Source organism: Alishewanella sp. WH16-1, from assembly GCF_001441695.1.
Lineage (GTDB): Bacteria > Pseudomonadota > Gammaproteobacteria > Enterobacterales > Alteromonadaceae > Alishewanella > Alishewanella agri.
Genome location: NZ_LCWL01000095.1, coordinates 15411 through 30712, shown reverse-complemented (window position 1 = coordinate 30712; position 15302 = coordinate 15411). Strand labels below are relative to the sequence as shown.

Below are 15302 nucleotides of genomic sequence, written 5' to 3'. Positions count from 1 at the left end.
GCTAACTGCGCCCGTCTGCTGCTTTTTGCAGTAATTGCTTACTTTCCTGCAGAAATTGCTGCGCCAGCTCGCCGAAGAACTGCTGGCCCTTGGCAAATTCCGCCATTAAACCGGCTTTGTCCTGCGCTGCCAACAAGCCCAGCAGCTGAGTAAAACGCTGCTGATAACGCTGCAGCAGCGCCGTCACATCAGCCGATGACAACATAATATCGGCATAAAGTTCAGCGTTCTGTGCAAACAAGCGCCCCACCATCGCCAGCTCCAGCCGGTAAATCGGTGAACTGAGTGCCAACAGCTCATTTAAATCGGCCTGCTCTTCGGCCAAATGCACACCATAGACCAAAGAGGAAAAATGCCGCATCGCCTGGATCAGTTGCATGGCGCTATCATGCTCATCCGCGGCCTTAGTCGTCAGCTCCGCGCCCCAGATCACCAGTTGCTTTAATAACCACTGATAATCTTCCGGCTGCCGGCCGTCGCAGACTACGACGACTTGCTTAATCAGGTTATTGATATCCGGACCAAACATCGGATGTAAGCCAACGACAGGCCCGCTATGCTGCGCCAGCATCGCTTGCAGCGGCCGAGCCTTAATGCTGGTTAAATCGGCCAGTACGCACTGTGCAGGCAGCGTCGGTAACTGCGCAATCACCTGCTCGGTCAGCGTAATAGGTACCGCCAGTAATACCAGGGCGGCATCCTGACATAACTGGGCCGCCTGCGGCCAGTCCTGAGGTTCCAGTATTGCCACCTGATAGCCGGAGCGTTGAAATAAGCTGACAAAACGATTGCCTAAGGCCCCGGCGCCGCCGACCACCACCACCTTGCCGCCACTGGGCCGGCAACAGACAAAGTGCTGATCCTGGGTGGCATAAGACTCGCGCATCACCCGGCGTAATAAGTCCTCAACCAATTCCGGCGAGACGCCTTGCGCCAGCGCTTGCTGTCGTCTGGCGGCAAGTAATGCCTGCTCCCGCTCCGGTACATAGACCGGCAATGCATATTGTTGCTTCACCTGCCCAACCTGGGCGGTGACTCTGGCCCGGCGCGCCAATAGCTCGACGAGCTCACTATCCAGCTGATCAATTTGCTCTCGCAGCGGCTGTAATGCCGCTGTAGCTACATCACTGGGCTTCACCTCAGGCCACCGCCGCCAGTTGCCGCATTTGTTGCGCTAAACTGTCCAGTAAATCTGCGGTTGTTGACCAGTCAATACAGGCATCCGTGACTGAGACACCGTATTTTTCAGCTTTGCCATTAACGATATCCTGCCGCCCGGCCTGTAAGTGGCTTTCCAGCATAATACCGATAATGGCCTCATTGCCGGCTAAACGCTGTGCCAACACCTCTTGTGCCACCTGTGGTTGCCGGTTATGGTCCTTATTGGAATTGCCATGGCTACAGTCTACGACAATGCCGTGCGGTAGTTTGAGTTTATCCAATTGCGCCAACGCAGCCTCAATGCTGGCGGCATCATAATTAGGTTTGGCGCCACCTCGCAGAATAATATGCCCATCCGGATTACCGGCAGTTTGGATCAGGCTGACCTCACCTTTTTGATTAATGCCGAAAAAGGTATGACCGCTGGCAGCCGATTGCAGGGCATTAAGCGCAACGCTTAGGCTACCATCAGTACCATTTTTAAAACCAACCGGCATGGATAAACCGCTGGCCATTTCACGGTGAGTTTGCGACTCCACAGTGCGGGCACCAATTGCCGCCCAGCTAATCAGATCCGACATATACTGCGGGCTGATCGGATCCAAGGCTTCGGTCGCCACCGGCAATTCCAGCTCGACCATTTTCAATAACAGCTCTCTGCCCCAGGTTAAGCCGGTCTCTAAATCGAAAGAGTCATCCAGGTGGGGATCGTTAATAAAGCCTTTCCAGCCGACTGTGGTACGGGGCTTTTCAAAGTATACCCGCATCACGATATACAAACTGTCCTGATAGGCTAACTGCAGTGCTTTTAACTTATTGGCATAGTCAATGGCGGCGACCGGATCATGGATTGAACACGGGCCAGTTACCACTAACAGACGTTTGTCACGGCCGTGAATAATATTGGCGATATCAGCGCGGGCTTTGGCAACAAAGTCCGCGCCTTGCTCCGATAACGGCAATACCCGTTTTAATACAGCCGGCGAACTTAAGGGTTTCTGCGCTACGATACGCAGGTCATCGACGATCATGGACACGATTGAGCTCCTTTGCAGTGCTGCGGAGACTAAGCATAGGCAAGAGTCTGGGCTTGTGCCGCCTGCTGACGCAAAAAAGCGTTATCTTCCGCCCTCTGTGCTAAGTAAGCTGTTCAAAACCCAACTCAAATCCGTAAACTTATTTATACAGCACGTATCTATAAAATTACAATAGACTGGAGTGTACGGATAGATGGCTATCAGGTCAACCCTGTAGGTCAACAAAAATAAGGAAATCCCTAGCTTTAGCCAGAAAAACAAAATGCACACTTATCTTTACAGTTAACCTGACAGAATAGCGAATTCAGATAATTAACAGCGAAAAGGGTTATAAACGTTGTAAGATTTTTTGATAGGCCAGCGAGATACGGACAAAGGTGGTTTTATCACCGCCTCGATCCGGATGATGTTTTAGCGATAAACGCCGAAAGGCCTTTTTCAGCTCGCTAAGGCTGCAGGGCCAATCCAGTTGTAGCAGCTGTAACGCCTCATCATCGTTGAGCTGGATCACGCTACTGCTAACGCCATGGCGCTGCTGATAATACTGCCAGAAGCTCGCCAGTCGCTTACTTAATGCCACCGGCGTCATCCGCCAATAGTTTTGCCAGTCGGCATAATAAGCAGCCTTGCTGTCGGTAGGCAGCGGCAGATGGTCTTGCCAGGGTGCAATTTTAATTCGTGCCAGGCCAATATCCAGATAAGCGGTACTGCTTAACGCCCAACGCTCTGCCAGTCGGTACAGCAAGTGATACAGCACAAAATGGCGTTGGAACAGCGCAAACTGGCTGTCTTGAATGGTAGTAAGAGGTTTTAAATTCAGCAGGCTTAAAAGTTGCTGCTCCGTCAGCTCGCCAAAACGGCGTAGCAGGATCTGCTCCAACCGAAGTTCCAGTTGTTGCAACTGAGTGGGATTTAGCGGTGCTTTAGCAGTCAGTTCTGCCATAAAAAAACAGGGCCGGCATAGTGCCGGCCCTTAACAGCTTAGTTAAGCTTTTCGCGGATACGCGCTGATTTACCTGAACGATCGCGTAAGTAGTAAAGCTTAGCACGGCGAACGGCACCACGACGTTTAACGGTGATGCTGTCTACCAGCGGGCTGTGCGTCTGGAATACACGCTCAACACCTTCGCCATTAGAGATTTTACGTACGGTGAACGCAGAGTGCAGACCACGGTTACGCTTGGCGATAACAACGCCTTCGTAGGCCTGTAAACGGGTTTTGTCACCTTCTTTAACTTTAACCTGAACCACTACAGTGTCACCTGGAGCGAATGCAGGAACGTCTTTTTTCAGTTGTTCCTGTTCAAGTTGCTTGATGATGTTTTGGCTAACTTTGCTCATAACAATCTCACTTTACCTGGAGTTAACTATCTTGCTTGCTGCTGCAACGCCTGGTATTCCTGTTGGAATTCTGCCAGTAATTTGCGTTGCTCCTTAGTCAGAGCCAGGGAATTTAACATATCCGGCCGTCTTAACCAGGTTCTACCGAGAGCCTGTTTCAGACGCCAGCGTCTAATTTCTTCATGGTGCCCACTCAGCAATACGGCGGGTACCTGTTTGTCTGCTAACACCTCAGGGCGGGTATAATGTGGACAATCCAACAAGCCGGCTGCAAACGAATCCTGCTCAGCAGATAAATCATGTCCCAAAACCCCGGGTACCAGTCGCGACACAGCATCAATTAATACCATTGCCGGCAACTCGCCCCCACTTAGTACGTAATCACCGATTGACCATTCTTCGTCAATTTCGGTTTCGATCACGCGCTCGTCAATTCCTTCGTAACGGCCTGCTACCAGGAGCAGTTTCGGATGTTTTGCCAGTTCAACCACACCTTGCTGGTCTAATTTGCGGCCTTGCGGCGACAAATAAACCGTATGCACCTTACCTCCCGCTGTGGCTTTCGCCGCGCGAATGGCATCGGTCAGTGGCTGCACCATCATCAGCATACCGGGGCCGCCGCCATAAGGCCGGTCATCAACAGTCCGGTGTTTGTCCGTGGTGAAATCCCGCGGGTTAAAACACTGCAGCTGAATAATGCCCTGCTTTACCGCCCGACCAGTTACACCGTATTGCGTAATCGCCTGAAACATCTCCGGAAACAGTGAGACAACGCCCACCCACCTTGGTTGTTCCTGCATTAAAACGCCGGGTCCCAATCTACTGTGATTTGCTTCGCGGTTAAATCCACCTGCTTGATCACGGTCTGATCAAGATAGGGAATTAAGCGCTCACCCTTACCAAAGGCGTCAGTCCGGTTGGCTTTCACCACTAACACATCGTTAGAGCCGGTTTCCATTAAGTCGGTTACCACGCCCAGATCATAGCCTTGCTCATTCACGACTTTCAGATCCATCAGATCTTTCCAGTAGTACTCGCCGTCGTCCAGCGCCGGTAAGGCATTGGCAGCAACCGCGATTTCAGCATTGACATAGGCCTGCGCCTGTTCCCGGACATTAATGTCAGTCAGTTTGGCGATTAAGCCATTACTATGCCGTTTCCAGCTGCTGACTGTTACTGTCTGCCAGTTACCCTGAAATTTGACCTGCCAGGGTGTGTAATCAAAAATCCCTTCCGGGATGTCCGTGTAGGAGTTAATTTTTAGCCAGCCATTGATGCCGTAAACCGCACCAAACTTGCCAAGTACTACAAAATCTTTTTCACTCAACAGTGACAACTCCACACGCCTTGCTAATTAAGCAGCTGCTTTCTTAGCGTTTTTTACCAGAGTGGCCACGCGATCACTCAGTGCAGCACCTTGTGCTACCCAGTGGTCAACGCGATCCAGGTCCAGACGCAGTTTCTCTTCAGTGCCGCTGGCGATTGGGTTAAAGAAACCCACGCGCTCAATAAAACGGCCATCACGAGCAAAACGGCTGTCCGCTACCACAACTTGGTAAAATGGACGCTTTTTCGCGCCACCACGTTGTAAACGAATAGTTACCATACCGTCCTCTAATTTCAATCGTTCAGGTTTTAAAAAATAACAAAGCCCGCAGTCGGACTGCAGGGCTGCTGCATTGTACGGATTTTTGCCGCGAATGCAAGGCATTTCGCGGCCTGGCAACCCGTCACACCAGGATCAGCGCGGTGGTAACATACCGGGAGGCAACTTGCCGCCCATGCTGCGCATCATCTTCATCAAGCCGCCTTTGCCGCTCATTTGCTTCATCATTTTCTGCATTTGAGTAAATTGTTTCAGCAACTGATTGATCTCCTGCACCTGAGTGCCGGAGCCGGCCGCTATCCGTTTTTTGCGCGAGCCTTTTAGCAGGTCCGGAAATTCCCGCTCTTTCGGCGTCATCGAGTTGATAATGGCTTCCATCCGTACAAACTGCTTTTCATCTAACTGGCTGGCAGCACCTGCTGGCAGATTTTTCATCCCCGGCAGCTTGTCCATCAGTGACATCATACCGCCCATGCTACGCATCTGTACCAGCTGCTCGCGAAAATCTTCCAATGAAAAGCCTTTGCCTTTCATCATCTTCTGCGCCATTTTCGCGGTTTTTTCTTTATCGACCTTCTGCTCAAGCTCTTCAATCAGGCTCAGCACATCGCCCATACCTAAAATGCGCGAGGCGATACGATCCGGATGGAACGGCTCTAAGGCGTCAGTTTTCTCACCGGTACCGATAAACTTAATTGGCTTGCCGGTAATATGGCGGATAGATAAAGCGGCACCACCACGGGCATCACCATCGGCTTTGGTTAAGATCACCCCGGTTAATGGCAGGGCTTCGTTAAAGGCTTTGGCCGTATTAGCCGCATCCTGACCGGTCATGGCATCGACCACGAACAGGGTTTCAATCGGCTTTACCGCGGCATGCAGCGCCTTGATTTCATCCATCATCTCGCTGTCGACATGCAGACGACCGGCGGTATCGACCAGCAGCACATCAAACATCCGGGTTTTGGCATGCGTGATGGCAGCATTAACAATAGCAACCGGCGCCTGCGAGATGTCGCTGGGGAAAAACTCAACATTGACCGCTTTGGCCAGGGTTTCCAATTGTTTAATTGCAGCAGGCCGGTAAACGTCAGCCGATACCACCAACACTTTTTTCTTTTTCCGTTCGGTCAGAAACTTTGCCAGCTTACCAACAGAGGTGGTTTTACCTGCCCCCTGTAAACCCGCCATCAGAATCACCGCCGGCGGTTGGGTATTAAGAGCCAGCTCTTCATTCGCCTCGCCCATGGCTTCTTCCAGGGCTTTACGGACGATTTTTAGAAATTCCTGCCCTGGGGTCAGACTTTTGCTGACCTCCAGACCCACAGAGCGCTCTTTGATCTGGTTGATAAAGTCTTTGACAACCGGCAATGCCACGTCAGCTTCGAGCAGTGCCATCCGCACTTCCCGTAGCGTTTCTTTAATATTGTCTTCGGTAAGACGACCACGACCACTAATATTTTTCAGGGTCCGGCTTAAACGATCTGACAGATTTTCAAACATAGCGGAGATCCAATTCGGTAATTATGCCGATTATAGCGCGTTGTGATGCCAGCGTCAGCCTTTGCGCAAAGCCATCTTGCTGCTGGGCTTTGCCGGAAACTTGCAATACAATAGCCAACTTACTGCATCACAGGAGTGTTAAGCATGCCTTGGTTGTTACCCGCGTTGGCCCTGACTGCCTATACGGTTGCAACGGTTACCCTGCTTTGGCGTTTGTTCCACCCGGCAGGACCGAATTTTAAACTGACGTTCAGTGCCGGTACTGCGGCAGTGGTACTGCATATGTTGGCGCTGGTAGACAGCATTTTCACCGGGCAGGGTCAAAACTTCAGTTTACTTAATGTCAGCTCGCTGGTGTGCTGGTTACTCACCTTGTCCGTTACGCTAACCTCACTGCGCTCACCCGCGGTGCTTCTATTACCACTGGCGTATGGCTGCGCTGCGCTGATTTTACTGGCCAGTTTGTTGTTCCCGGTTTCAGTTCAGCTGCAGCATCTGGAGCAGAATGCTGGCTTGTTAGTCCATATCGCTATCGCCTTTACGGCCTATGTTGTACTGATTATGGCTACCTTGTATTCAATTCAAGTGTCTTACATTAGTTATAAGTTGAAACAGAAAAACTTTTCTGGTGTCAGTCGCTTTTTGCCGCCATTATTACAGGCTGAAAATCTGCAGTTTCGTCTGTTAGCGGCTGGTACCTTGCTGTTAGCGCTGGCGTTACTCAGTGGCATTCCCTTTATGACAGACTGGATAGATCATAAAAGCCTGTTAAGTTTACTGGCTTTAGTGTTATTCGGTGCTTTAAGCTGGGGACATGCTCGTCTTGGCTGGCGTGGCAAAACCGCTATTACGCTGACAATCAGTGGTAGCGTGTTGCTCACCCTGGCTTATTTTGGCAGCCGCTTTGTAAAAGAGGTGTTGCTCGGCAGATTTTGATACTGCCACTTAATTTATGTTTGACCATAAAGGTAATTAACGTTTGGACGCAATCTCAACCAGTACCCTCTTTATTATTTTGGGAGTACTGCTGTTTATCTCAGCCTATTTCTCAGGATCAGAAACAGGCATGATGTCGGTTAATCGCTACCGGTTAAAGCACCTTGCAAATGAGCAGCATCAAGGTGCAAAGCGCGTATCGGAATTGTTAGAACGCCCGGATCGGTTAATTGGTTTGATCCTGATTGGTAATAATCTGGTTAATATCGCCGCGTCAGCGATTGCGACTATTATCGGCATGCGTTTATATGGTGATGCAGGTATTGCCATTGCAACCATCATTCTAACGCTGGTGATTCTGGTATTTGGCGAAGTGACTCCGAAAACCCTGGCCGCACTGCACCCTGAACGGGTTGCCTTCCCCAGTTCAGCCATACTCAAACCACTGCTGAAAACCTTCTACCCGCTGGTTTGGTTCATCAACTGGATAACAAACGGTTTGCTGGCCATGATGGGAGTGAGTCCGGAAAAACATCAAGGACATAGCCTGAGTGCAGAAGAACTCAAGACTGTGGTACACGAGGCCGGTGCCCTGATCCCAGAACAGCACCAGAGTATGCTGGTCGGCGTGCTGGATTTAGAAAATGTTAAGGTTGAAGATATTATGACGCCGCGTAATGAGATCACCGGTATCGACGTTAACGATGATTGGAAAGATATCGTGCGTCAGCTGGCGAATGCTCAGCATAGCCGGGTATTACTGTACCGGGATAGCATGGATGATGCGATTGGCTTTGTGCATCCGCGAGATCTGGTGCGCCTGCTGTTAAAAGAACAATTTACCAAAGCCAGCCTGCTGCGCTCAGTACATGAAATTTATTATATCCCGGAAGGTACGCCGCTAAATACCCAACTGTTAAAATTTCAGAGTACCAAAGAACGGATTGGTTTAGTGGTAGATGAGTATGGTGATATTCAGGGGCTGGTCACCCTGGAGGATATTCTGGAAGAAGTGGTAGGCGAATTTACCACTGACGTGATTGAAGATAAGCACGAAGATATTCTGCAGCAGCCCGACGGTTCTTATCTGATTGATGGCAGTATTAACCTGCGTGATCTGAACCGGCAAATGCAGCTCGATTTCCCTACCGATGGTCCGAAAACCCTGAATGGTTTGTTATTAGAGCACCTGGAAGAAATCCCGCAAGGTTCAATGAGTGTCAAAATTGCCGGCTTTCAACTGGAAATTCTGGATGTGCAGGATAATATGATTAAAACGGTGCGGCTGGTATTGCCTTAAAGCGTCTCAACCGAACAGCAGACGGCTTAACCAGCCACGTTTTAAGTCTTTCTCACAGCCTTGTAGCTGCTGTTGATAAGTTTTGGCGCGATCATCAACCCGCCTGGCCGTATTCTGTAACCAGCTTTTACTGCGGTAAGTACCGCGCCGATAGCCGCCCCACCCCTCGTGATAGTTCAGGTAAAGCCGGTAAGCATCGTCTTTGGCAACTTTATTCACCTGATGGGTTTTATCTATATACCAACCGATAAAGTCTACTGCGTCAGCAAAATTGCTGCGACTGGCAAAGAAGCGGCCGGTATCCTTGACATAATCGTCCCAGGTTGGTGTTTTGGCTTGCGAGTAGCCATAAGCAGAGCTGCCGCGGCCATAAGGAATAAAGCCAAGGAAGTAGCGCATCGGCGGCTTAGCATTATGCTTAAAGCCGCTTTCCTGATACATAAAGCTGATCGGCACTGCGATTGGCATGCCCCATTTTTCACTGGCATTGGCCGTTGCCTTATACCAGGCGCGATTTTCACCGAAAATTTCGCAGATATTACTTTTGTTTTGCGGCGGCGGCGTCGCGCAGCCGCTAAGCAGCACTAACAAGCTTAGCAGAATCAAAGAGTTATTTTTTTTAAACTTTTTTTGAACTATAGGCATCAGTCAGATTCTAACAGTATGCATGGATGCAAACCAAGTTTTTGTTTTCCCTGGATTCTCCTTCACGGCTACCTCTGGTAGCCGTTTTTTTATCCGGCTAAGCCACTCAGGCCTGAGTACAGGCTGGAACTTCAGCAAAATATTCAGCAAGATACTGTTCAAAGCTCAAGGTGTCCGCCGCTTCAATTTGCTGCTGCTTGGTCAGCGATGTAATGGCAGCGCTGACGAAATCTTCCTCGGTATAAACCTGATAGCTTTCGGCTAACAGTTGCGCGCGATAAGTTTCCGCCAGCTCACGCATATAGTGGCCATTGTCCTGCCGGCTACTAAGCAAATGATTGAGGATTTTGCCAGACGGGGTTTGCGCCGGATCGAGCAAGCTTAAATAATACTGACGCATTGCCGCCTGATAGCGGTCACTCTGATAAACCTCATCCAACCATTTAGCTATTGGCATCATGTCAGCGAATAGTTGCTCGGCCCAATCTTGCATCAGTCGTGGCTGACCATCCTGGATTAGCTCCAAATTATGACGCCGACCATCTGTCACCACCTTTTTCAGATTTTGTTCGGTCACTTGCTGCTCACGGGCTGATAAGTCCGGACTTTGCTCAAGTAAACAATAGACCAGAAAAATATCCAGAAAACGCATTTGCTCAGCCGTAATGCCAATACTACTAAACGGATTCACATCCAGGGCGCGAACTTCAATATACTCAACCCCGCGTTTTGATAATGCACAGGTAGGACGCTCGCCCGATTCCGTAGTACGCTTTGGACGGATAGTCGAGTAAAACTCGTTTTCAATTTGCAGCACATTACTATTTAACTGCTGAAACTCACCGTCCACTTTTACGCCAATATTTTGATACTCTGAAGACGGCTGGGTTACGGCGGCGTGCAAACCGGCAATATATTCCGGCAGGCTGTTGTAAGTGATGTTTAAACTGGATTGTGCACTGTTGGTATAACCCAGATCACTCATTCGCAGTGAGGTCGCATAAGGCAGATAGAGCGTTCCCTTCCCCAGCTTCTGGAAAGAATAGCGCGATTGACGCCCCTCAAGGAATGACTGACACATGGCTGGTGAAGCGCCAAACAGATACACGATCAGCCAGGCATAACGCTTATAGTTACGAATTAACGCCAGATACTGTTCAGACACAAAATCCTGTAGGCTGCCGTTATCGCCAACTAACGGCTGATAAGCCTGCCAGAAGCTCTGCGGCAGCGAGAAGTTAAAATGGACGCCACTGATCGCCTGCATCATACTGCCATAGCGGTTCTTTAAACCCTGACGATACAGCGTTTTCATTTTTCCGACATTAGATGTGCCGTATTGCGCCAGCGGGATCTGGTGTTGATCGGTGATATAACACGGCATACTAGCCGGCCAGAGTCGCTCCAGCTGCAATTTTTTTAGCGTAAAACGATGAATATCAGTCAGTTGTGCCAAGGTAAGCTCTAAGTCGGCACTGGCTGGAGTAATAAACTCCAGTAAAGACTCCGAAAAATCAGTAGTAATCCAGGGATGGGTCAACGCAGAGCCAAGGGCCACCGGATGTGGCGTTTGAGCCAGCGAACCATCCTGATTAACGCGCAGCGTCTCGCGCTCTATACCGCGTTTTATACCTTTGATACTGTGTTGCTGGCCGGCTTGCTGCAGTGCAGCCAAACGTTGAGAAATGCTGGAGCTCAAGATGATTCCTTACTGATTGAAGCTTTCCCCAATGATTGGGGAAAGCAAACCTATTATCAAGGGCGTAACACGAAAAGCGCCTTACGCGACCAACCAGCTTCCGGGATCAGTTTTTCGGCTCTGACTCCGTAGATTCTTGCGCGGCGGGCTTTTTCGGTTCAGCGTCATCCAGAAAGTCTGCATCTTCAGAATCCCCCACCACATGTTCGAGTTTAAGTTTGCGCACACTGCGAAACGTCGTGATAGGACCGGAGCAAGCGTAGGCCAGAAAGATAATAAACAGCATTTGTGCCGGTCGTGCCGCAATAACGACAAAAATTAATACCACCAGCAAAATAGTCAGGAATGACACCCGGTCACGCCAGTTCAGGTTTTTAAATGAGTTATAACGGAAATTACTCACCATTAAAAAGCCTGCAGTAATAGTCAGTAAGCCAACTAAGTAACCATATTTATCGCCATCGATTTCGAAGGCGGCACCGTTCCAGACCATACCCGCGACCAGCGCAGCGGCAGCAGGGCTGGCCAACCCCTGAAAAAACCGACCGTCGGTAACACTCAGATTGGCATTAAAGCGCGCCAGACGCAAAGCGGCACAAGCAACATAGATAAAGGCCGCTAACCAACCAAACTTACCTAAATCGGCCAGAGCCCAGTTATAAGCCACCAAGGCAGGGGCGACACCAAAAGCCAGTAAATCTGACATACTGTCATACTGAGCACCAAATTCACTTTGGGTATTGGTTAAGCGCGCCACCCGGCCGTCAAGACCATCAAAAATCATCGCAATAAAAATGGCGACCGCTGCGGCTTCAAAGCGACCGTTCATTGATGATACGATAGCAAAAAAGCCAGAAAATAAACCTGCAGTCGTTAACAGGTTAGGAAGCAGATATATGCCCTTATGTGGGCTGGTTTCACTGTTTTTTAAATCTGTCATAAGGCAACTTCTGAAAAAACGATTACACTGATTATAAGGGACATAACATAGCATGGATAGAACCATGGCAAAAGTGAGGCAAATCTTAATTGGTAGCATCTTTTCAGTTCTTAGCCTGAGTGTTGCTGCGCAAACGGTTTACAGTTGGCAAGATGCTAAGGGTGTAGTGCATTTCAGCCAACAGCCACCGGCTCAGGGCGAATATCAATTAGTGACAATTCGTACCAGCCAGGCGGCATCAGCCCCTGCATTAACGGCGGGTACCGTTAATGCTGAGCAGGCAGCAGCGGTAGCACTTGATCCAACGCTTTGTCAACAAGCGCGAGACCAGTTAACGCTACTGCAAAGCAGTCAGGAGCTGTTTACCAAAGAAGCAAACAGTGAAGAGCTAAGATTGTTGACTAACGAAGAGCGTGAGCAGCAAATCCTGTTGGCAAATTTTGAAATAAAAAGGCGCTGTCCTGCAGCGCCTTAATCGTTAAGTTTATTTCGCTCCGGAAGTTTCCGGAGCGCAATTAATTCCGGCTGGTTACCGTGAACTGCTGGCCGTTGTGGTCTATTACCACAGTAGAACCAGGTAAGATCTCGCCTTGCAACAAGGCCTGCGCCAGCGGGTTTTCCAGATGTTGCTGAATCGCCCGTTTTAATGGTCTGGCACCATACAATGGATCGAAACCTACCTCAGCCAGTTTTTCCAGTGCCGCATCACTTACCGACAACTGGTAATCACGCTGCTGTAAACGTTGCTCCAGCCGCGCCAGCTGAATCGAGGCGATCTGTTTAATTTGCCGATCATCCAGCGGGTGAAATACCACTGCTTCGTCCAGCCGGTTTAGAAACTCTGGCCGGAACTGTTTACTCAGCACGCCCATCAACATCTCTTTCATCTCGGTATAGCTAAACTCACGATAGTGTTCCTGAATCAAATCGGAGCCAAGATTCGATGTCATAATAATCACCGCATTTTTGAAATCGACGGTGCGGCCCTGGCCATCAGTCAGCCGGCCATCATCCAGTACCTGTAGCAGAATATTAAACACATCCGGGTGCGCTTTCTCCACCTCATCCAGCAAGATCACAGAATAAGGTTTCCGCCTTACCGCCTCGGTCAGATAACCGCCCTCCTCATAGCCAACGTAGCCCGGAGGCGCACCCACTAGCCGTGAGACCGCATGTTTCTCCATAAACTCGGACATATCGATCCGCACCATCGCATCCGGGCTATCAAATAAGAATTGCGCCAGCGCCTTGGTCAACTCGGTTTTACCGACCCCTGTGGGCCCCAGGAATAGGAAGGAGCCAATGGGTTTGTTCGGATCGGCCAGCCCGGCACGGGAACGGCGAATAGCGTTCGCAACCGCACTTACCGCCTCCTGCTGTCCGACAACTTTAGCGTGTAGCGCATCTTCCATCCGTAATAATTTATCGCGTTCGCCTTCCAGCATTTTATTGACCGGAATACCGGTGGCCTTTGATAACACATCGGCAATTTCCTGATCAGTCACCTTATGCCGCAGCAAGGTCATTTCCTGCATCTCGGCTTGCGAGGCGAGATCCAGTTTTTTCTCCAGCTCAGGGATACGACCATACTGTAGTTCCGACATCCGCTGCAGATCGCTGGCGCGTCTGGCCACTTCCAGATCCAGTCTCGCCTGCTCCAATTCGGCTTTAATATTTTGCGTGCCTTGTAACGCAGCCTTTTCCGACTCCCAGACTTCATCCAGTTCGTTATAACGCTGCTCCAGCTCATCGATTTGTTCACGGATGGTGTCGCGGCGTTTTTTACTGGCATCATCGGTTTCTTTCGCCAACGCATTGTCTTCCAGCTTTAGCTGGATAATCCGGCGCTCTAAGCGATCTAGCTCCTCCGGTTTGGAATCCATTTGCATCCGGATACTGGAAGCCGCTTCGTCAATCAAATCGATAGCTTTATCGGGTAGTTGCCGGTCACTGACATAACGATGTGACAGCGTTGCTGCCGCCACAATCGCCGGGTCAGTAATTTCTACCGAATGGTGCAGTTCGTAACGCTCTTTTAAACCACGCAGGATGGCAATGGTGTCCTCGACACTCGGCTCTTCTACCAGCACTTTTTGGAAACGACGCTCCAGCGCCGCATCTTTCTCAATATATTTGCGATATTCATCCAGCGTAGTGGCGCCCAAACAGTGCAGTTCACCGCGCGCTAGTGCCGGCTTTAACATATTACCAGCGTCCATGGCACCATCGGCCTTGCCGGCACCGACCATGGTATGAATTTCATCAATAAACAGAATGATCTGGCCTTCTTCTTTGGCTACTTCATTCAGCACGGCTTTTAAGCGTTCTTCAAATTCACCGCGATATTTAGCGCCAGCCAGCAGCGCGCCCATATCCAGTGAGAGAACCCGCTTGTCTTTTAAACCTTCCGGGACTTCTTTGTTCACAATGCGCTGCGCTAAACCCTCGACAATCGCTGTTTTACCCACACCAGGCTCACCAATTAGTACCGGGTTATTTTTGGTACGCCGCTGCAGCACCTGAACACAACGACGAATTTCTTCGTCTCGGCCGATCACCGGATCCAGCTTGCCGGACTCGGCGCGGGCGGTCAGATCAATGGTATATTTGGTCAACGCCTGGCGGGTATCTTCAGCATTCGCATCTTCCACTTTCTGACCGGCACGCAGTTGCTCGATCGCAGCGCTGACCTTATCTTTCGTCACGCCCAGTAACTGTAAAATGCGGCCTAATTCAGATTTATCCTCGGTAGCCGCCAGCACAAATAACTCACTGGAAATAAACTGATCTTTACGCTTTTGTGCCAGCTTATCGCACTGCTGCAACAATTGAGCTGTTGCAGCAGACAGCTGCAAGCTACCGGCATCACCCTCCACCCGGGGCAGACGCTCTATTGCCTGACTTACTTTAGAACGCAGTTCATTAAAGTTGATGGCCAGCTTGTTCAACAGCTCGCGCACTGTGCCGCCTTCCTGATTTAGTAAGGCAAACATAATATGCACTGGCTCAATAAATTGTTGATCGCGACCCAGCGCCAGCGATTGCGCATCGGCAATGGCTTCCTGGAATTTACTGGTAAATTTATCTAGACGCATTGGCAGGCTCCCGCTGATACCTTAACTATGATGTTAGCT

General features: G+C 50.0%; 15 protein-coding genes. 3 read left to right on the top strand and 12 right to left on the bottom strand.

Going from position 1 to position 15302, the window contains the following annotated elements:
* Position 1: 1 nt before the first annotated feature.
* The 8 genes from tyrA to ffh all read right to left on the bottom strand — a co-directional run bounded on the left by tyrA (position 2) and on the right by ffh (position 6648).
* Positions 2 to 1138 carry a bifunctional chorismate mutase/prephenate dehydrogenase gene (gene tyrA, locus AAY72_RS08745; RefSeq protein WP_057786874.1) on the bottom strand — a complete coding sequence of 379 codons (1137 nt, stop codon included), beginning with the start codon at positions 1136 to 1138 and terminating at the stop codon, positions 2 to 4.
* Between the two features lies 1 nt (position 1139).
* Positions 1140 to 2192 (bottom strand): 3-deoxy-7-phosphoheptulonate synthase, encoded by a 1053-nt coding sequence (locus AAY72_RS08740; protein ID WP_057786872.1) that lies wholly within the window; start codon positions 2190 to 2192, stop codon positions 1140 to 1142.
* Positions 2193 to 2526: 334 nt separating this feature from the next.
* Positions 2527 to 3141, bottom strand: coding sequence for a DNA-J related domain-containing protein (locus AAY72_RS08730; RefSeq protein ID WP_057786868.1), 615 nt, complete (start codon positions 3139 to 3141; stop codon positions 2527 to 2529).
* 38 nt (positions 3142 to 3179) lie between these two features.
* Positions 3180 to 3539 carry a 50S ribosomal protein L19 gene (gene rplS, locus AAY72_RS08725; protein WP_008985889.1) on the bottom strand — a complete coding sequence of 120 codons (360 nt, stop codon included), beginning with the start codon at positions 3537 to 3539 and terminating at the stop codon, positions 3180 to 3182.
* A gap of 26 nt (positions 3540 to 3565) precedes the next feature.
* The gene (trmD, locus tag AAY72_RS08720; RefSeq protein ID WP_057786866.1) at positions 3566 to 4339 is read right to left on the bottom strand and encodes a tRNA (guanosine(37)-N1)-methyltransferase TrmD; all 774 of its coding nucleotides are present in this window, start codon (positions 4337 to 4339) and stop codon (positions 3566 to 3568) included.
* Positions 4339 to 4875 carry a ribosome maturation factor RimM gene (rimM, locus tag AAY72_RS08715; protein WP_008985887.1) on the bottom strand — a complete coding sequence of 179 codons (537 nt, stop codon included), beginning with the start codon at positions 4873 to 4875 and terminating at the stop codon, positions 4339 to 4341. Before rimM ends, trmD begins: the two co-directional genes overlap by 1 nt.
* Before the next feature lie 18 nt (positions 4876 to 4893).
* The gene (gene rpsP / locus AAY72_RS08710; protein WP_008609832.1) at positions 4894 to 5145 is read right to left on the bottom strand and encodes a 30S ribosomal protein S16; all 252 of its coding nucleotides are present in this window, start codon (positions 5143 to 5145) and stop codon (positions 4894 to 4896) included.
* A gap of 135 nt (positions 5146 to 5280) precedes the next feature.
* Complete coding sequence (gene ffh, locus AAY72_RS08705; RefSeq protein WP_057786864.1) at positions 5281 to 6648, bottom strand: signal recognition particle protein; 1368 nt, start codon at positions 6646 to 6648, stop codon at positions 5281 to 5283.
* Between the two features lie 144 nt (positions 6649 to 6792).
* On the opposite strand from ffh, the gene AAY72_RS08700 reads away from it, so the two are divergent.
* Together AAY72_RS08700 and AAY72_RS08695 are read left to right on the top strand one after the other, a co-directional pair.
* Positions 6793 to 7584, top strand: a complete 792-nt coding sequence (locus AAY72_RS08700; RefSeq protein ID WP_057786862.1) for an inner membrane protein YpjD — start codon at positions 6793 to 6795, stop codon at positions 7582 to 7584.
* 43 nt (positions 7585 to 7627) lie between these two features.
* Positions 7628 to 8884: an HlyC/CorC family transporter gene (locus tag AAY72_RS08695; protein ID WP_082628975.1), complete on the top strand. Its 1257-nt coding sequence runs from the start codon at positions 7628 to 7630 to the stop codon at positions 8882 to 8884.
* 6 nt (positions 8885 to 8890) lie between these two features.
* On the opposite strand, the gene AAY72_RS08690 is transcribed toward AAY72_RS08695, so the two are convergent.
* From AAY72_RS08690 to pssA, 3 genes are all read right to left on the bottom strand, one after another.
* Positions 8891 to 9529 (bottom strand): hypothetical protein, encoded by a 639-nt coding sequence (locus AAY72_RS08690; protein ID WP_057786860.1) that lies wholly within the window; start codon positions 9527 to 9529, stop codon positions 8891 to 8893.
* Between the two features lie 106 nt (positions 9530 to 9635).
* Positions 9636 to 11228, bottom strand: a complete 1593-nt coding sequence (gene gshA / locus AAY72_RS08685; RefSeq protein ID WP_057786858.1) for a glutamate--cysteine ligase — start codon at positions 11226 to 11228, stop codon at positions 9636 to 9638.
* A gap of 106 nt (positions 11229 to 11334) precedes the next feature.
* Positions 11335 to 12168 carry a CDP-diacylglycerol--serine O-phosphatidyltransferase gene (gene pssA / locus AAY72_RS08680; RefSeq protein ID WP_057786856.1) on the bottom strand — a complete coding sequence of 278 codons (834 nt, stop codon included), beginning with the start codon at positions 12166 to 12168 and terminating at the stop codon, positions 11335 to 11337.
* 64 nt (positions 12169 to 12232) lie between these two features.
* On the opposite strand from pssA, the gene AAY72_RS08675 reads away from it, so the two are divergent.
* Positions 12233 to 12643: a DUF4124 domain-containing protein gene (locus AAY72_RS08675; protein WP_008985880.1), complete on the top strand. Its 411-nt coding sequence runs from the start codon at positions 12233 to 12235 to the stop codon at positions 12641 to 12643.
* Positions 12644 to 12683: 40 nt separating this feature from the next.
* Here AAY72_RS08675 and clpB read toward each other — a convergent pair whose 3' ends face one another.
* Complete coding sequence (gene clpB, locus AAY72_RS08670) at positions 12684 to 15263, bottom strand: ATP-dependent chaperone ClpB (RefSeq protein WP_008985879.1); 2580 nt, start codon at positions 15261 to 15263, stop codon at positions 12684 to 12686.
* Between the last annotated feature and the right edge of the window lie 39 nt (positions 15264 to 15302).